General features: G+C 58.6%; 18 protein-coding genes. 9 read left to right on the top strand and 9 right to left on the bottom strand.

The features are described 5' to 3' along the window. The first annotated feature begins 105 nt into the window (after positions 1 to 105). Together ACR0ER_RS01100 and ACR0ER_RS01095 are read left to right on the top strand one after the other, a co-directional pair. Entirely contained in the window at positions 106 to 885 is a 780-nt protein-coding gene (locus ACR0ER_RS01100; protein WP_480767343.1) for a beta-keto acid cleavage family enzyme, read from the top strand. After that, entirely contained in the window at positions 882 to 2198 is a 1317-nt protein-coding gene (locus ACR0ER_RS01095; RefSeq protein ID WP_480767342.1) for an aspartate aminotransferase family protein, read from the top strand. Before ACR0ER_RS01100 ends, ACR0ER_RS01095 begins: the two co-directional genes overlap by 4 nt. 60 nt (positions 2199 to 2258) lie before the next feature. On the opposite strand, the gene infC is transcribed toward ACR0ER_RS01095, so the two are convergent. From infC to cobA, 7 genes are all read right to left on the bottom strand, one after another. Then, positions 2259 to 2720 carry a translation initiation factor IF-3 gene (gene infC, locus ACR0ER_RS01090; RefSeq protein ID WP_480767506.1) on the bottom strand — a complete coding sequence of 154 codons (462 nt, stop codon included), beginning with the start codon at positions 2718 to 2720 and terminating at the stop codon, positions 2259 to 2261. Positions 2721 to 2966: 246 nt separating this feature from the next. Continuing rightward, a complete protein-coding gene (locus tag ACR0ER_RS01085; protein WP_170330217.1) occupies positions 2967 to 3800 on the bottom strand; it encodes a ferredoxin--NADP reductase in 834 nt (277 codons plus the stop codon). 109 nt (positions 3801 to 3909) lie between these two features. Further along, a complete protein-coding gene (locus tag ACR0ER_RS01080; RefSeq protein ID WP_480767341.1) occupies positions 3910 to 4317 on the bottom strand; it encodes a DUF934 domain-containing protein in 408 nt (135 codons plus the stop codon). Beyond that, entirely contained in the window at positions 4314 to 5075 is a 762-nt protein-coding gene (locus tag ACR0ER_RS01075; protein ID WP_480767340.1) for a phosphoadenylyl-sulfate reductase, read from the bottom strand. Before ACR0ER_RS01075 ends, ACR0ER_RS01080 begins: the two co-directional genes overlap by 4 nt. Next, positions 5065 to 6729: a nitrite/sulfite reductase gene (locus ACR0ER_RS01070; RefSeq protein ID WP_480767339.1), complete on the bottom strand. Its 1665-nt coding sequence runs from the start codon at positions 6727 to 6729 to the stop codon at positions 5065 to 5067. The genes ACR0ER_RS01075 and ACR0ER_RS01070 overlap by 11 nt, the downstream gene beginning before the upstream one ends. 65 nt (positions 6730 to 6794) lie before the next feature. After that, the gene (locus tag ACR0ER_RS01065; protein WP_170329945.1) at positions 6795 to 7109 is read right to left on the bottom strand and encodes a DUF2849 domain-containing protein; all 315 of its coding nucleotides are present in this window, start codon (positions 7107 to 7109) and stop codon (positions 6795 to 6797) included. Further along, the gene (gene cobA / locus ACR0ER_RS01060) at positions 7109 to 7885 is read right to left on the bottom strand and encodes a uroporphyrinogen-III C-methyltransferase (RefSeq protein WP_480767338.1); all 777 of its coding nucleotides are present in this window, start codon (positions 7883 to 7885) and stop codon (positions 7109 to 7111) included. The genes ACR0ER_RS01065 and cobA overlap by 1 nt, the downstream gene beginning before the upstream one ends. A 141-nt stretch (positions 7886 to 8026) precedes the next feature. On the opposite strand from cobA, the gene ACR0ER_RS01055 reads away from it, so the two are divergent. Beyond that, positions 8027 to 8506 (top strand): Lrp/AsnC family transcriptional regulator, encoded by a 480-nt coding sequence (locus ACR0ER_RS01055; RefSeq protein ID WP_170329947.1) that lies wholly within the window; start codon positions 8027 to 8029, stop codon positions 8504 to 8506. Between the two features lie 6 nt (positions 8507 to 8512). On the opposite strand, the gene ACR0ER_RS01050 is transcribed toward ACR0ER_RS01055, so the two are convergent. After that, positions 8513 to 9685 (bottom strand): cytochrome P450, encoded by a 1173-nt coding sequence (locus ACR0ER_RS01050; RefSeq protein WP_480767505.1) that lies wholly within the window; start codon positions 9683 to 9685, stop codon positions 8513 to 8515. Between the two features lie 47 nt (positions 9686 to 9732). Here ACR0ER_RS01050 and ACR0ER_RS01045 point away from each other — a divergent pair, with 47 nt between their 5' ends. The 6 genes from ACR0ER_RS01045 to ACR0ER_RS01020 all read left to right on the top strand — a co-directional run bounded on the left by ACR0ER_RS01045 (position 9733) and on the right by ACR0ER_RS01020 (position 16705). After that, positions 9733 to 11466 carry a sensor histidine kinase gene (locus ACR0ER_RS01045; RefSeq protein WP_480767337.1) on the top strand — a complete coding sequence of 578 codons (1734 nt, stop codon included), beginning with the start codon at positions 9733 to 9735 and terminating at the stop codon, positions 11464 to 11466. Then, a complete protein-coding gene (locus ACR0ER_RS01040) occupies positions 11463 to 12692 on the top strand; it encodes a sigma-54-dependent transcriptional regulator (protein WP_480767336.1) in 1230 nt (409 codons plus the stop codon). The genes ACR0ER_RS01045 and ACR0ER_RS01040 overlap by 4 nt, the downstream gene beginning before the upstream one ends. Positions 12693 to 13064: 372 nt before the next feature. Continuing rightward, positions 13065 to 14066, top strand: a complete 1002-nt coding sequence (locus ACR0ER_RS01035; RefSeq protein WP_217359377.1) for a DctP family TRAP transporter solute-binding subunit — start codon at positions 13065 to 13067, stop codon at positions 14064 to 14066. A 112-nt stretch (positions 14067 to 14178) separates the two neighbouring features. Then, positions 14179 to 14856 (top strand): TRAP transporter small permease, encoded by a 678-nt coding sequence (locus ACR0ER_RS01030; RefSeq protein WP_480767335.1) that lies wholly within the window; start codon positions 14179 to 14181, stop codon positions 14854 to 14856. Further along, on the top strand, positions 14856 to 16232 hold the full coding sequence (locus ACR0ER_RS01025) for a TRAP transporter large permease (protein WP_480767334.1): 1377 nt from the start codon (positions 14856 to 14858) through the stop codon (positions 16230 to 16232). The genes ACR0ER_RS01030 and ACR0ER_RS01025 overlap by 1 nt, the downstream gene beginning before the upstream one ends. Before the next feature lie 161 nt (positions 16233 to 16393). Then, positions 16394 to 16705: a DMT family transporter gene (locus ACR0ER_RS01020; protein ID WP_480767333.1), complete on the top strand. Its 312-nt coding sequence runs from the start codon at positions 16394 to 16396 to the stop codon at positions 16703 to 16705. An 8-nt stretch (positions 16706 to 16713) separates the two neighbouring features. Here the strand turns inward: ACR0ER_RS01020 and tpiA are convergent, their stop codons facing one another. Continuing rightward, on the bottom strand, positions 16714 to 17463 hold the full coding sequence (tpiA, locus tag ACR0ER_RS01015) for a triose-phosphate isomerase (RefSeq protein WP_480767332.1): 750 nt from the start codon (positions 17461 to 17463) through the stop codon (positions 16714 to 16716). Positions 17464 to 17482: the final 19 nt, after the last annotated feature.

Genomic DNA, 17482 nt, shown 5'->3' with positions numbered 1-17482 from the left:
GTTTGGTGTGTTTTCCATTGGAAATGAAAAACAAATGTTATGAAAATAACAAGTAAAAAACGAAACGCGCTGGATTAGATGGCAAATGTTATCCAAGGTATGAGCATGTCAGACACGCGAATAAAAACTGAAACTTCCCGTCGCCCCTATGTGCTGGTCGCGCCGAATGGTGCGCGGCGGGGCCGGTCGGATCACCCGGAATTGCCAGTCTCGATTGATCAAATCGTGGACACTGCGCGCGCCTGTTTTGAGGCCGGGGCGCAAGGGCTGCATTTGCATATTCGCGACAAGCAGGGGCGGCATTCTCTGGACGCCGGTCAATACCTAGAAACGATGACCGAACTGCGCCGGGCCGTTCCGGGAATGGATATCCAGATCACGACCGAGGCGGCGGGCCTGTTCGATGTGCCTGCGCAGTTGGCCTGTCTGGAACAAGTACGGCCGAGTTGGGCCTCGGTGTCAGTCCGGGAAATCGCGCAGGTGCCCGAACTTGCGTCGCATGTTTATGGGCTGTGCGCCGAGCAGGAAACGCGGGTGCAGCACATCTTGTACGATGCCGATGACGCCACGCTGTTGGCGCAGTGGCAAAAGACCGGGATTGTACGGGACGGTCAGGTGGATCGCATTCTGGTTTTGGGGCGGTATACGTCCGGTCAGCAATCCTCGCCGAAGGATTTGGATCAGTTTCCGACAGGTACATCGCCCTGGATGGTTTGCGCCTTTGGTGCGCAGGAACATGCCTGTTTGGTGCACGCAGTCCGGCAGGGTGGAGACGTTCGGGTGGGCTTTGAAAACAGTCTGACCGACCAGAACGGAAATCTTTGGAAAGACAACGCCGCGTCGGTGACGGCGCTTATTGCCATGTTGGAAGGGGCAGTCGAATGAGTCACGTATTCCCACGCCACACGAAATCGGACCTGCCGGTCGTTGCAGGCGGAGACGGGTGCTATCTGATTGATACACAGGGTCGCCGGTATCTGGATTGCGGGGATGCGGCTGTGTCCTGTCTGGGCCACTCCGATCCGGCGGTGATCCGGGCCGTGCAGGAGCAGGTTGAAAAGATCGCCTTTGCCCATACAGGTTTCATGACCTCGGAGCCGGCCGAGGCGCTGGCAGATTTGCTGGTCGAACAGGCCCCGGGCGATCTGGATCGGGTGTATTTCGTCTCGGGCGGGTCCGAGGCGACCGAGGCGGCGATCAAACTGGCGCGGCAGTATTATCTGGAGATCGGTCAGCCCGAGCGGCGTCATGTGATTGCCCGTCGGCAGAGCTATCACGGCAACACTTTGGGCGCCTTGTCAGCCGGAGGGAACGCATGGCGACGGGCGCAATTCGCGCCGATGTTGATTGATATGACCCACATCGCGCCTTGCTATGAATACGCGGAAAAGCCGGATAACGAAAGCAGCCATGACTACGGGCAGCGCGTCGCCAATGAGTTGGAGGCCGAAATCCTGCGGTTGGGGCCCGGGACCGTGATGGCTTTCATGGCCGAACCGGTCGTCGGGGCGACTCTGGGCGCGGTACCTGCCGTCGAGGGGTATTTCAAACGTATCCGAGAAATCTGTGACCAGTATGGCGTGATGCTGATTCTGGATGAGGTGATGTGCGGTATGGGCCGGACGGGGCACCTGTTCGCCTGTGATCACGATGGAGTGGCGCCGGATATCCTGTGCATCGCCAAAGGGTTGGGGGCCGGTTACCAACCGATTGGTGCGATGATGTGCACGCGCAGAATATACGAAGCCATCCGCGACGGGTCTGGGTTCTTTCAACACGGTCATACTTATATTGGCCATCCGGTTGCGACGGCTGCTTCACTGGCCGTTGTGCGTGAGTTGACCGAGCGTGATTTGCCTGCAAGGGCGGGTGTCATGGGTGAGAAGTTGCAATCGGCGCTTGAGGCTGCATTGGGGCAACATCCGAATGTTGGAAACATTCGGGGCCGTGGATTGTTTCGAGGCATAGAATTGGTCGCAGATCGCGACACCAAAACGCCGTTCGATCCGGCGCTTGGTGTGGCGGGGAAGATCAAGAAGGCCGCCTTGGCCGAAGGTCTGATTTGCTATCCGATGTCTGGCACCCGTGACGGTCGGTTGGGCGACCACATCCTGCTGGCACCGCCGTTCATCATCGAAGAGGCGCAGATTGACGAGTTGGTCGGCAAGCTGAGCAAGGCAATGTCAGCGGTGATCTGACAGCACATAGAAAAAGCCCCCTCAAACGAGGGGGCTTTGACTTTGTGGTCGATTAAGACCTTATTTCTGCGGTAGAGGGCCGATCATCATGATCATCTGACGGCCTTCCATCTTGGGCATGTTCTCGACCTTGCCCAGCTCCTTGATGTCTTCAGCAACACGTTCCAGCAGCTCACGGCCCAGATTCTGGTGCGCCATTTCACGACCACGGAAACGCAGAGTGACTTTGACTTTGTCACCCTTTTCCAAGAACTTGAAGACGTTCTTCATTTTGACGTCATAGTCATGGGTGTCGGTGTTGGGCCGGAACTTGACCTCTTTCACCTCGATGACTTTTTGCTTCTTGCGGGCTTCGCTTTCGCGTTTCTGCTGTTCGTACTTGAACTTGCCGAAGTCCATGATCTTGCAGACCGGTGGGTTCGCGTTGGGCGAAATCTCAACCAGGTCAAGGCCGGCATCGGCCGCAAGTTGCATGGCTTTGGCGGGATGAACCACCCCGACGTTGTCACCATCAGCGCCAATCAGGCGAATTTCGGGGGCACGGATCTTTTCATTGACGCGCGGGCCTGTATCTCGTTGCGGCGGCGCGTTGTGAGGTCTGCGGGCTATGGGTTCATTCCTTTGATAATTGCAGAATTTCGAGCCCGGAATTTAGACTGCTGCGCGTCTTGATTCAAGCGCCAACCTTGCCGAAAGGGCTCAATAAATCAGGTTTAACAGCAGGTTTATGCGCGGGCCACGGTTATTCCAGAGGCCCGCGCGATTGGATCAGCCGACAAAGGCCTTTTCGATCACGAATTCCTTGGGCTCGGAATTGGCGCCTTCGCGCAGGCCGAACTCTTCCAAAATGGCCTTGATGTCCAGGTTGAAGGCCAGCGAACCACACACCATGGCACGGTCGGTGTCCGGCTGGATGCCGCCCTCGATGCCCAGATCGGCAAATACGGTGCCGTCTTTCAGCAGGTTGGTGATGCGGCCCATCTTGGGGCTCTCTTCCCGGGTGGTGGTCGGGTAATAGCGGATTTTGTCAGCAAAACCTTCGCCAATCAGTTCGGCCAGCATCTCGTCCTGACGGATGCTTTCGATCAGCTGACGGCCATATTCCAGTTCAGCCACTTCACGGCAGGTGTGGGTGATGATGACCTCGTCATAATCTTCGTAAGTCTGCGGTTCTCGCAGCAACGAGGCGAAGGGCGCAAAGCCGGTGCCGGTGGCAAAGAACCACAGGCGCTTGCCGGGCAGCAGGGCGTCATGGACCAGTGTTCCGACGGGCTTGGGCCGCAGGATGATCTGGTCGCCGGGCTTGATGTGTTGAAGTTTCGATGTCAGCGGGCCGTCTTGCACCTTGATCGAGTAGAACTCCAGCTCTTCGTCCCACGACGGCGAGGCGATTGAATAGGCGCGCAGCAGCGGTTTGCCATTGTCGCCCAGCAGGCCGATCATTACGAACTCGCCCGAGCGGAAGCGCAGCGAGGCAGGGCGCGACACCTTGAACGAGAACAGGCTGTCGGTCCAATGTTTCACTTCTTGAACGGTCTGCGCATCCGGCAGAACGGGGGCCTTCACGGCGGTAGCTTCGGTCACGGGCTTCATCTCTGTCATCGTTTCACAGTCGGTGAGGTAAACCGACATCTCCGTTTAATCTTTGATCCAAGTCAGGAAAAGGGGGCAGTTGCCCACACGTCCTTTTTTAAGGCTGGCAATGGCGGTCTTAACCGCGCAGGCGGGCCTGATAGCTGTGGTCTTTCCAGTTGGCGCGGGCCAGCCATTGATCCTCGGGTTGACGGGCGGCCAAGGCGTCGTCGATCTCGACCTCGTCAAAGCCGCTGCGGCGGGCCATGGCATATTGGTCAGCCAGCACATGCCCTTTGGCACGCAGGCGGCCGGTAAAGCCTTTCAGGCGCAGAACGCGGGCGATGGTAAAGCCGCGACCGTCCGCCGAAGACGGGAAGTTCACGCGCACCATCTGCGCGCTGCCCAACCGCTCAATCAGTTCATCCGGGTCGGTGTCCGAGGCCACATCCAGCGCGACCACATCATTGGCCGCGTCTTCCAGCGTGACAAAGCCGTCGGTCCAGTCATCGGGGGCAAACCCCGTATCCGATACGATTACGTTCATGTTTTCTCTCCGGCGCGCACCATCTTGCCATCGACAAAATGGATGCCGCATTCTTCTTTGTTCTGATCGCGCCAGCGTCCGGCGCGGGGGTCTTCGCCCTCTTTGACCGGCGAGGTGCAGGGCGCACAGCCGATCGAGGGGTATCCTTTGGCCACCAGCGGATGCCGGGGCAGATTGTTTTCATCCATATAGGCGCGCACGTCCTCGGGCGCCCAATGAGCCAGCGGGTTGACCTTGATCCGGCCTGTGCCGTCCTCGACCTCAAAGAAATCGAGCGCAGCGCGACTGCCCGACTGGAACCGTTTGCGTCCGGTGATCCAGCCATCGTACCCCGCCAGAGCTTTTTGCAGCGGGAAGGTCTTGCGCAGGTTACAGCACGCATCCATATCCCGCAGGCGCAATGCGCCATAAGGGTCGTCGCGCTGCACGTCCTCATCCTCGGCGCGGATGACGTGGACGTTTTTCAGGCCCAGACGTTCGCTCACCTCCTGCTGGTACTCCAGCGTTTCGGTGAACAGCATCTGCGTGTCTACAAACAGCACCGGGGTCATCTTATCGACCACCGCTGCCATATGCAGCAATACCACTGATTCCGCACCAAAGCTTGAGACCAGAGCAAGCTCCTCGATCTCTTCAATGGCGCCGTGCATCACGTCATGCGCACTGTGGTGGCGGAACTGGGCGTTCAGCGCGTTGACCGTTTCGGTCAGTTCAGCGCGATCCTTACCCAGTTCCGTCTGGATCAGGTCAAGCGGCATTGGCCTGCGCCTCGGGGTAGAGGGCCGCCTTGAACGGCGCCATGCCCACCCGACGATAGGTCTGCAGGAATGTTTCCTCGCTGCTTTCGCGTTGTTCCAGATATGTATCGACGACGCGTTCCACGGCGGGCACGATTTCGTCATAGGCAAAGCCCGGACCGGTGCGGTCGCCAATGGCCGCGTTCTCGGTGCCGTCACCACCCAGAGTGATCTGGTAGTTCTCAACGCCTGCACGATCCAAACCCAGGATGCCGATATGACCCACGTGGTGGTGACCACATGCGTTGATGCAGCCCGAGATCTTGATCTTCAGGTGACCGATGTCGTGTTCCAGCTTCAGGTCTTCGAACCGGGTCGCGATTTCCTGAGCAACCGGGATCGAACGGGCCGTGGCCAGCGCGCAGTAATCCATGCCGGGGCAGGCGATGATATCGCTGATTAGGCCGATATTGGCGGTTGCCAGTTCGTATTCCTTCAGCTTCGCGTGGATCGCAGGCAGGTCCGACTTGTGGACATGCGGCAGGATCACGTTCTGCTCATGGCTAATGCGCAGCTCGTCATAGGCGAACTCTTCGGCCAGATCGGCCATCACGCGCATCTGCTCGGCAGTCGCATCACCTGGCGTTGCGCCGTGTTTCTTGATCGAGATCGTGACGATCGCGTGGTCCGCATTCTTGTGCGGTGCGATGTTGGTGTCGACCCACGACCGGAAAACCGGATCGTTGGTGTAGGCGCTTTCGAACGAGGCAACCGAGCCGTCGCGGAAAGCAGGTGCCGCGAAGTGGCCCTTGATCTCTTCCAACAGGTTCATGTCCGCACCTTTGAACTGCGGGCGAACCTGCAGGAAGCGCTCGTTGACCTTGGCGCGGATGGTGTCGATACCGTTCTCATGCACGGTGATCTTGATACGCGCTTTGTATTTGTTGTCGCGACGACCGATCTGGTTCCACACGGAGACGGTGGCTTCCAGATAAGCCAGCAAGTCGTCAAAGGCGACGAATTCGGACAGCTCTTTGCCGATCATCGGGGTACGACCCAGACCGCCGCCCACGATGACGCGGGCGCCCAGAACGCCGTCACGTTCGACCAGTTGCAGGCCGATGTCATGCGCCTTGATCACGGCACGGTCGTTATCGGACCCCGTGATGGCGATCTTGAACTTACGCGGCATGAACTGGAATTCCGGGTGGTCTGTGGACCACTGGCGCAGCAGTTCGGCATAGGGGCGCGGATCGGCGACCTCATCCGCAGCAGCACCGGCGAAATGGTCGGCAGTCACGTTGCGGATGGTATTGCCCGAAGTCTGAATGGCGTGCATCCCAACCTCGGCCAGCGCGTCTAGCATATCCGGAACGTCGTTCAGCTTTGGCCAGTTGTACTGGATGTTCTGACGGGTGGTGAAGTGGCCATAGCCCTTGTCCCACTTTTCAGCCAGCAGTGCCAACTGGCGCATCTGCGCGCTGTTCAGGGTTCCATAGGGAATGGCGACCCGCAGCATGTATGCGTGCAGTTGCAGATACAGGCCGTTCATCAGGCGCAACGGCTTGAATTCGTCTTCAGTCAGCGAGCCGTCAATGCGGCGCTCGACCTGCGCGCGGAACTGCGCGTTACGTTCTGCCAAAAATGCTGTGTCGAACTCGGAGTAGCGATACATGATTAGCTGTCCTTGGTTGCAGCCCCGAACCTTGGGGCCATGAAGGGGAGAGAGAGGGCCGAGGGTCAGGCCCGGGGCTGCGTTGCTGTTTCCTGCTTGCCATGGGCATAGTTCGAGGGTCCGGTGCGGCGGAACTCCTCGCGGAAATGTGTGGGTTCGGGGCCGTTGTCGCCTGCGACGGCATCGGCCAGATAGGCACCGACGATCTTGCTGGCCTGACGTGAAGCGTCCAGCAGGCGAACCTGCGCGTGTGCTTCGTCCGTGATCAGTTCGGCGTCAGCCAGTTCGCGCGACCAGCGGTCGTCTTCGGTCTGGTAGATAACGTCGCCTTCCAACAGGTCGTTGGCGGTGACCACTTTAGGGGTAAAAGCGCGGGCCATCAGGCGTGCTCCTTCTTGAATTCGGTCAGGGCCTTGGCCGCTTGGCGCGGTGCGAGGCCGTAAAAGGTTAGGGTGGGGCCGTCCATTTCGGCGGCGCTCAAATCGGTGGGCAATTGGTCCAGATTGGTGGCCAGAACGCGTTGATCGGTGCGCGAAGCGTTTTCTACCAGCGTAACCGGTGTTTCGCGGTCGGCACCGTGCATGATCAAGCGGCCCTGAATGAAACGGGCGGATTTCTTGCCCATATAGATCGCCGCGACAGAACCGGGGCGTGCCAGCGCGATCCAATCGTGATCGGCAAACCCTTTCATGTCGTGGCCGGTCAGGAACCGAACCGAGGAATTCCGACCCCGGCGGGTCAGGCTTTGACCGATCCCTGCAACCGCAGCCGATGCCGCGGTGATGCCCGGAACGATCTGCCACGAGATGCCTGCGGCCTCGACCGCTTCGATCTCTTCATCCAGACGGCCAAAAACAGTGGGGTCGCCAGATTTCAGGCGCACGACGTGGTGGTCTTTTACTGCGTAGTCGACCAGCAGTGCGTCAATGTCTTCTTGTTTCCACGAGGGACCAAAACCCGCTTTGCCGACATCGACCAGAACAGCGGACTTACCCGCCAGCGCCAAAACCTCGGCGCTGATAAGGCGATCATGCAGCACGATATCAGCGCGCTCAAAAGCATTCAGCGCCTTGAGCGTCAGCAATTCCGGATCGCCGGGACCCGCGCCGACAAAGTCGACGTGCCCTGTGCCATCATATGATTGCGTTGCTTGCATGTTCCGTTCCGCTTGGTTTGACTTGACCTGCAATATAGGAAATATTCCCAGTATTGCGCCATATGGGTGCTTAAATAAGAACAAACGTTCCGTCGATGGCTCCAAATGGGACGTGAGTTTTGAAACGAAGGGAAAAATGGAATGTCGGTGCGGATTGATGACACGGATCGGAAAATTCTGGTCGAGCTACAGCGCGACGCCAGCCAATCGCTGGACGAAATAGCAGCCCGTGTTGGCAGTTCCAAGACCCCGGTCTGGAATCGCATTCGCAAGCTGAAAGGGGCCGGAGTCATCGGCCAGCAGACCGTTTTACTGGACGCCGAAGCGCTGGGATTCGAGGCGACCTTCTTTGTTTTGATCCGCACCTCTGAGCACGAGGCCGACTGGCAGCGCAGGTTCCTCAAAGCTCTGCGCGATCGCCCTGAAGTGCAAGAGGCACACCGATTGGCGGGCGACATCGATTATATCCTCAAGGTGCGGGTAAAAAACGCGCGGGCCTATGACGAATTCTATCAGACCCTGATTTCCGAGGTGCGTGTCCACAACGTGACCGCGCTACTGTCAATGGAGGAGATCAAGTCCACCACCATGCTGCCCCTGAACGCGCTGATCGAAAGCTGAGGCCAGTCAGACCTGAACCATCAGCCGGGTCAGCCCGTGGAAGTGATAGGTGTTCGAGTATTCCGGGGCGCCGCTGAGGCACAGGTTCGGGCAATGGGTGAACAGGATCCTCAGCGCAATCCGCATCTCCAGCCGCGCCAATGGGGCGCCGACGCAGAAATGCAGCCCGCCGCCGAAACTGGCGTTAGTTACGATCGGGCGGGTCGGATCAAAACGGTCTGGTTCGGCCCAGACCGAGGGGTCTCGGTTTGCAGCCCCCAACAACAGCGCAACCTCATCACCCCGTTTGAAGGTATGGCCGAACAGTTCGACCTCTTCATAGGCGTAGCGCATGAACATGTGCAGTGGTGGATCGTAGCGTAGGATTTCTTCCACCAGTTTGTCCGGTGCATATCCTGTCGGATCAAGCCCCAGTTGCAGCACTGTTTTAACCCCATTGCCAAGGGAGTGAACCGTTGCCTCGTGCCCTGCGTTCAGCACTAGAATGCAGGTGGCGATTAGCTCGTCATGCGTGAGTTTCTCGCCGTCTTCTTCTGCGGCGATCAGGCGGGTGATCAGATCGTCGCGCGGATCAGAGCGGCGTTGCCGGATGTAATCGTCGAGAAAGGCAGTGAAGTCCTTCGCAGCGGCCTCTGCCGCGTCTTCGGTCTGGCGTGTGCGACCGGCTTGATACATTGCGACCATCGCGTGCGACCAGTGCAACAGATCGGGCGACATGTCCTCGGGCACGCCCAGAAGGCGGCAGATCGTTTTGACCGGAACCTGTGTGCAATAGGCGTTAAGCAGATCAAACGGTGCGTCGGGGAACTTGTCGATCAGCCTGTGGCTGAGGTCTTGAATGAACGGTTCCAGAGCGGTGATTGCCCGCGATGTGAAAGCCCGCATGACAAGGGACCGAATGCGTGTGTGCCGCGGCGGTTCGACTTCAAGCAATGAGTTTTCTTCGGTGACCAGCCATGCCTCCAGATGCGCAGGGCAGGGGCTTTTCAGTTCGGCGGGTGCTTCGCGGCCGAAACGACGGTCTTTCAAAAGTGTCTGAACGGCCCTGTGCGAAACCGCCGCGACCTTGTCGTACTCGTCCCAGAAAACAAAATCTCCTTCGGCTCGTGCCCTGTCATAAAACGGATAGGGGTTTTGCACGAAATCCTGATCAAGCGGGGATTGGGACAGTGTCTTCATGCGCGGCAGACTTGCCATGTGGCGCGCTGAATGCAAGACCCTATACCATGCAACGGGTTTGGGTGATCCTTGGATTTCTGTGTGCCGTCGGGCTGTTGTCCGCCGGAGTGTGGTCTTATGGCTATCGGCAGGCGCTGTCTCAGCTGAGCGAAAAGGCCGAGGCCGACCTTGAACTGGCCGCTGACCGGCTAAGCACGCAGATGCAGGTCTATCAGGAACTGGCCGTACTGATGGCAAATCATCCGACACTGCGAGCGCTTGAAACCCCGGTGCAGAAACAGACCGCCCGCGCGATATTGCTGGACGTGGCGGACAAGACCGCAGCCGTGAACATGATGTATCTGGACCGAAACGGTCAAGTACTGGTCTCGGCACAACCCGTTGAGCAGGATAATATGGCCGAGCACCTTGCCTTTCAGCGTGCTCTGCAGGGGGCTTTGGGCAGCGCGCATGGCGTCCTGCCGATCAGCGGTGACAGGATTTATTCCTACGCGGCCCCGGCCTTTGATGCCTCGGGCCAGGTTGAAGGCGCGCTGATGGTTATTGCTGACGTGCAAGACGTTGAGCAAACCTGGCGAGGCAGCACCGAGGCGGTGTTTTTCATCGATGGCGACGGTGTGGTCTTTATCTCGAACAGGTCTGATTTGTTGTTCTGGCGCCGTGCCGAAGGACAACAAGGGTTGACGCCTCCTGAGGGCGGTGAGGTGGATTTCGCCGCAACCCGGGTTGGGCCGCACGAGCTTTGGAGCCTTAACTGGGGCCGCTACTTGCCCAGCCGTGCGTTGCACTTAATGCTGGAGCTGCCTGTTATCGACATGACGGCTGAGGTGCTGGTCGATGTCGCTCCTGCTCGGCGTTTGGCCGGTTTGCAGGCGGCAACTGTTGCGGCGATCTGTCTGGCCTTTGGTGCATTGCTGTTTCTGGCGACAGAGCGCAGGCGTACTCTGGCCGAAGCCAACGCGGTGCTGGAAAGTCGCGTTGCCCAGCGAACCCGGGCCTTAACCGCCGCAAACACCGCTTTGCGCCGTGAGGTACATGAGCGCCAGGAGGCGGAGACAGCGCTGAAGCACGCGCAAGAGGAGCTTATTCAAGCCGGTAAACTCAGTGCTCTGGGGCAGATGTCGGCGGGTATCAGTCATGAGCTGAATCAACCTTTGATGGCGATCCGACAATTTGCCGACAACGGGGCGGCCTTCCTGTCGCGGGGGCGTGAGGAAAAGGTCTCTGAGAATCTCACGCGCATTTCTGACATGGCCGCCCGGATGGCGCGGATTATCAAGAACCTGCGCGCCTTTGCCCGCAACGAAAGCGAGCCTATGGGCAAGGTTGATCTGGTTCAGGTGATCGACACGGCTGTGGAGCTGACCGAGGCGCGGCTGCGTGCCGAAGGGGTTACGATGGACTGGCAGCCGCCCGATGGGCCGGTCTATGCGTGGGGCGGCGAGGTGCGGCTGGTTCAGGTCTTTGTGAACCTGATCAACAACGCCGCCGACGCGATGAGCCAGCAGGACGAACGACTGATCCGCATTGCGATTGAGGCCGCAGACAGGCTGACCGTGACAGTGCGCGATATAGGACCAGGCATTGAAAACACCGAGAAACTGTTCGAACCATTCTATTCGACCAAAGCGGTTGGGTCGTCTGAGGGGATGGGGCTGGGTCTTTCGATCTCGTATGGATTGGTCCAGAGTTTTGGGGGGAATATTCGCGGTACGAACGCGCAGACCGGCGCGACGTTCACTGTAGAACTTGAGTACTATCGGGAAGACGAGGTGGCATGACTCGCAAGGTATTATTGGTCGACGATGACGCCGCCGTGCGCGAGGCCTTGGCGCAGACATTGGAACTGGCCGATTACGCACCAGTCACAGCGGGGTCGTTTGTAGCGGCCAAGGATCATATCCGCGCTGATTTTCCTGGCGTTATCATCTCGGATATTCGGATGCCGGGGCGGGACGGGTTTCATCTGCTGACCTACGCGCATGAGATCGATCCGGACCTGCCGGTCATCCTTCTGACCGGTGAGGGCGACATTCCGATGGCTGTGCGCGCCATGGGACAGGGGGCGTTCGACTTTCTGGAAAAGCCCTGTGCTGCCGCCGACCTTCTGGAGGTGTTGGGCAAGGCCTTTGCAGCGCGCACTCAGATTCTGGAACAACGCGCGTTGAAACACGAGCTGGAACGTGGCGACCCCGCTGCTCGGCTGTTGTTCGGCCTATCCGCTCAAGCGGAAGCTTTGAGGGAGCGCGTGAGAAGCGTTGCACCCACCGGGGCCGAGGTTCTGGTTACCGGCCCTGCGGGCAGTGGGATTTCCAAGGTGGCCGAGGTAGTGCATCTGATGTCGCCGCAGGGGCAGGGACCATTTGTGAAACGACCCTCGGCCGGTTTGACGCCCGATGCGCTGGTTCAGGTTTGCGAGGATGCGGCCGGAGGATCACTGTTCCTTGACGAGATCTCGGCAATGCCCGAGGCGACGCAATACGCCGCGCTAGAAGCGGTCGAACAGGGCATCGGCGCGCGTATTCTGGCTGGCACGACGGCCGATCTGGCTGCGCTGTCGTCAGAGGGGCGGTTTCATGCGGACCTATTCTATCGGTTGGACGTGATGCGGGTGCGGATTCCTTCGCTGGCCGAGCGCCCTGAAGACATTCCAGTGATCTTTCGACACTACGTGGCGCAGGCTGCCGAACAGGCAGGTATCGCGGAGCCTGAGATTTCATCGGAGCATCTGGCCTCGCTGATGGCCAGTGATTGGCCGGGGAACGCGCGATCGTTGATGTCGGCGGCCATGCGTTTTGTGCTGGGGATGCCGGAAGAGGTTTCGCAGGCCACCGATCTGGGGTTGGGCGAGCAGATGGCGCGGGTGGAGCGATCATTACTGATTGCGGCTTTGGGTCGGCACAACGGCAAGGCCTCGGATGCGGCAAAAGCGCTGAAACTTCCGCGCAAAACGTTCTATGACAAGCTGGCCCGGTATCAGATTCGCCCCGAAGATTATCGCAGGTGATCAGAACCGCTCCCGCCCCCTTTGACCGCATTTTCATGCGGTTAAAGTCGTTGGGCCGGGCAGCCCGCTGATGCGGGCTGCGGATGGTACGACCTTTCAACGAAGTGATTCTGCGGAGCTGATTCGAGAAGAGTGCGGATTTCCGCACAACGGGCGCGGGGGTTGTGCGGAATTTCGCACAGCGGGTGCCGGGGTTTAAAAGAGGAGTTTAACCTGCTCCTTTTAATCTTTTGTTTTAAAGCAAAAAAATCTGCAAATGCGCGACAGGAAACAAAACGTTGAGCCGTAACCTCCGATTCGGTTCACTTCGCCTCATACGGTGCCAAGCAGGTGCCTATTGAACGACAAAGTAAGTCTGGGAGGAAAAGACTGATGAAATTCCTGACAACGGCTGCAACGGCAGTTGCACTGACCGTAACCGCAACCGCAGGCATGGCGGCCTGCGAGGATGGTGAGATCGTCGTGAAGTTCGCGCATGTGACGAACTCTGACAAGCACCCCAAGGGCATTGCGGCATCACTGCTGGAGCAGCGGGTGAATGACGAGATGAACGGTGTGATGTGCATGGAGGTCTATCCGAACTCCACGCTGTACAACGACGACAAGGTGCTTGAGGCGATGTTGCAAGGCGACGTGCAACTGGCCGCGCCCTCGCTGTCGAAATTCGAAAAGTTCACCAAACAGTTCCGCCTGTTCGACCTGCCGTTCATGTTCAAGAACATCGATGCTGTGGACGCGTTTCAGGCGTCAGATGACGGTCAGGCGATGAAGGACAGTATGCAGCGTCGCGGTCTGCAGGGTCTGGCCTTCTGGCACAATGGCATGAAGCAGATGTCGGCGAACAAGCCACTGGAAAGCCCGTCTGATGCGGACGGTCTGAAGTTCCGCGTTCAGTCCTCTGACGTGCTGGTTGCGCAGATGGAAGCCATTGGCGGCAGCCCGCAGAAAATGGCCTTCTCGGAAGTGTATGGCGCGCTGCAACAGGGCGTTGTTGACGGGCAGGAAAACACCTGGTCGAACATCTACGGGAAGAAATTCTTTGAGGTTCAGGATGGCATCACCGAGACCAACCACGGGATCATTGACTATCTCGTCGTGACCTCGGTGGACTGGCTGGACAGCCTTGACCCGGAGGTTCGCGATCAGTTCATGACCATTCTGGCCGAAGTGACCGAGACCCGGAACAAGGAAGCCTTTGCGGTGAACGAAGCAGCCAAAGCCTCGATCACCGACGCAGGCGGCATCATCCGTGAGCTGAACCCAGAACAGCGTCAGGCCTGGGTCGATGCGATGAAACCGGTTTGGGACAAATTCGCGGACGACGTAGGTCAGGACAAGATCGACGCCGCTCAGGCCATCAACGCCGGGTTCTAAACTCGGAACAGGCCGCGCGTCCGGGACTGGGGAGTTATCGACGCGCAGGCCGGGCGGGCCGTGAAAGGCCCGCCCCAATCACTCTCATCTCAAAAAATGCGGGGACAGAATGATGTCTGGTGCGAAACCCGGCCAAGGCGGGCTGGTCGACCATATCGAAGAAACCCTGATTGCGTTGTTGCTGGGCCTTATGACGGCCGTGACATTTGCCAACGTGATCGCGCGGTTCGTATTTAATTCCAACATCCTGTGGGCGCTTGAGCTGACAGTTTTCACCTTTGGCTGGCTGGTACTGCTGGGCGCGTCTTACGCGGTGAAGAAACACGCGCATCTGGGTGTGGATGCTATTCTGAACATGCTGTCCCCGGCGCCGCGCCGGATTTTGGCGTTGATCGCTGTGGCTTGCTGTTTGGTGTTCTCGCTGTTGATGCTGAAAGGCGCCTATGACTATTGGGCCGTGTTCGCCGACCTTCCACCCACCTCGGGCCGCTGGTTCCCGACCGGGTTCAATTTCGACGCCCGTAGTCAGAGCTTCTACGAGGTTGACGACATCCCCATGGTCGCACCGCTGCGGTTCCTGGAAGACATGATCAACTACGGCGAGTATTACGAGAAACTGCCAAAGGTCGTTCCCTATTTCATTCTACCGCTGTCGATGTTGCTGCTGGTGATCCGCTTTGCACAGGTCGCGGTGGAGATTTGGCGCGGCGAGACCGATCGTATCGTCGCCAGCCATGAGGTTGAGGACGAAATCGAAGAAGTGCGCGCTCAGCAGGGGGAGCATGAATAATGGACGTAGTACTTCTTTTCTCGATGGTCATTGGCCTGCTGTTGATCGGGGTTCCGATTGCGGTGGCTCTGGGCCTCAGCTCTACCCTGTTCCTGCTGATCTATTCCGACAGTTCGCTGGCCTCGGTCGCGGGTACGTTGTTCGAGGCGTTTGAGGGGCACTTTACCCTGCTGGCGATCCCCTTCTTTATTCTGGCCTCGTCATTCATGACGACGGGCGGCGTGGCGCGGCGGATCATCCGGTTCTCGATTGCTTGTGTGGGGCACTTGCCGGGCGGTCTGGCGATTGCGGGTGTGTTCGCCTGTATGTTGTTCGCAGCGCTGTCGGGCTCATCTCCGGCGACAGTGGTGGCCATCGGTTCGATCGTCATCGCCGGGATGCGTCAAGTTGGCTATTCCAAGGAGTTCGCCGCAGGTGTGATCTGTAATGCCGGTACGCTAGGCATCCTGATCCCGCCGTCGATTGTGATGGTTGTCTATGCCGCAGCCGTTGAGGTTTCGGTTGGACGTATGTTCCTGGCGGGCGTCATTCCGGGTCTGATGGCCGGCCTGATGCTGATGGTCACCATCTATGTCATGGCCAAGGTCAAGAATCTGCCGAAAGGAGACTGGAAGGGCTGGGGCGAAGTATTTACCTCGGCGCGCGAAGCCGGTTGGGGTTTGTTCCTGATCGTGATCATTCTGGGTGGTATCTATGGCGGTATCTTTACCCCGACCGAGGCCGCTGCGGTGGCTGCAGTCTATGCCTTCTTCATCGCCAGCTTTGTCTACAAGGACATGGGGCCGCTCAGCACTGACGAGGGTACGGCGAACCTTTCGCTTTTGAAGAAACCCTATGCGCTGCTTACGGCTTTTTTCCACCCCGATACCAAGCACACGCTGTTCGAGGCTGGTAAACTGACCGTCACGCTGCTGTTCGTGATTGCCAACGCGCTGATCCTCAAACACGTGCTGACGGACGAACAGGTGCCGCAACATATCGCGAACGCCATGCTGTCGGCGGGGCTGGGGCCGGTGACCTTCCTGATTGTTGTCAACGTGATCCTGCTGATCGGCGGTCAGTTCATGGAGCCCTCGGGCCTGTTGGTGATCGTCGCGCCGCTGGTGTTCCCGATTGCCATCGAACTGGGCATCGACCCGATTCATCTGGGTATCATCATGGTGGTGAACATGGAGATCGGGATGATTACGCCTCCGGTTGGTTTGAACCTGTTCGTGACCTCGGGCGTGGCCGGGATGCCGATGATGAGCGTCGTAAAGGCGGCGCTGCCGTTCCTGGCGGTGTTGTTCGTCTTCCTGATCATGGTGACGTATATCCCGTGGATATCGACGTTCCTGCCCAACACCTTCATGGGGCCAGAAATTGTAACGAACTAGCAGGGGTATCCTGCGTTCAGGCCGGGCAGCGCGATCTGCCCGGCCTTTTTCTTTGTAGGCCACTTGAAGATTCGCCTCGCATTCCCACGTTAAAGGCTGAGGACGACCTCCCCATACCGGGTGATCATTCGGGACGACCCGAACGTCAATGAGGTGTCCTTATGTCCTGGATATTTCTGTTACTCGCTGGCCTGCTGGAAATCGTTTGGGCCGTTGCAATGAAGCAATCCGCCGGTTTCACCCGGCTTTGGCCGACCGTCATCATGGGCGTGTCTATGATCGGATCATTCGGCTTGTTAGCCATGGCAATGCGGACGCTACCGCTGGGCACGGCCTATGTTATTTGGACGGGAATCGGCGCGGTGGGCGCGTTTCTGGTCGGCATCATGCTGTTGGGCGAAACAGTAAACGCCGCGCGTATTATCGCGGCGATTCTGATCGTGACCGGTCTGGTGACAATGAAACTGGCCTGAGCGTGTACTCAGGCCTTTTGCAGGGCGTTGATGATGCCAGAGAAATCCTGCGCCTTCAGGCTGGCACCGCCGACCAGCGCACCGTCGACGTTCGAAACGCCAAATATATCTTCTGCGTTCGACGGATTGACGGAGCCGCCATAGAGCAAACGCACGGACCGACCGACGCCTTCACCAAAACGCCGTTCCAGGCGGGTACGGATAAAGTCGTGAACCTCTCCGATTTCGTTCAGCGTGGGTACCTTGCCGGTGCCAATGGCCCAGATGGGTTCATAGGCGACGACTAGGTTCTCACCGGTCGACTGGTCGGGGATCGAGCCTGACATCTGGCCGCCGATGATGTCCAGAGTATTGGCGGCCTCGCGCTGTTCCAGGCTCTCTCCGACGCAGATGATAGCCTTCAGACCGGCTTCCATTGCGGCGCGGGCCTTGACACGTACATCTTCGTTCTGTTCGCCGTGATCTTCACGGCGCTCGGAATGGCCTAGAATGACTGCGTTTGCACCGGCGTCCAACAGCATGTCCGCACTGATATCGCCGGTGTGTGCGCCAGACGTCGCCGCATGGCAATCCTGACCGCCGACTGTGATTCCCGTGTCACGCACAGACTCAGCCGCTCGGTGCAGAAGGGTGGCAGGTGGGCAGATCAGAACGTCTACAGTTGGATTGGGGAATGCGCGGACCAGAGCCTCCAATTCGCTCAGTGCCGCCGTGGTTCCGTTCATTTTCCAATTGCCAGCCGCCAGCTTACGCCGCATGTCCCAATCTCCCTGAAGT

It is taken from the genome of Ruegeria sp. CH8, assembly GCF_056536985.1.
Note: the sequence above shows the minus strand (reverse complement) of the source record. Positions and strands in the feature narration are given on the sequence as shown.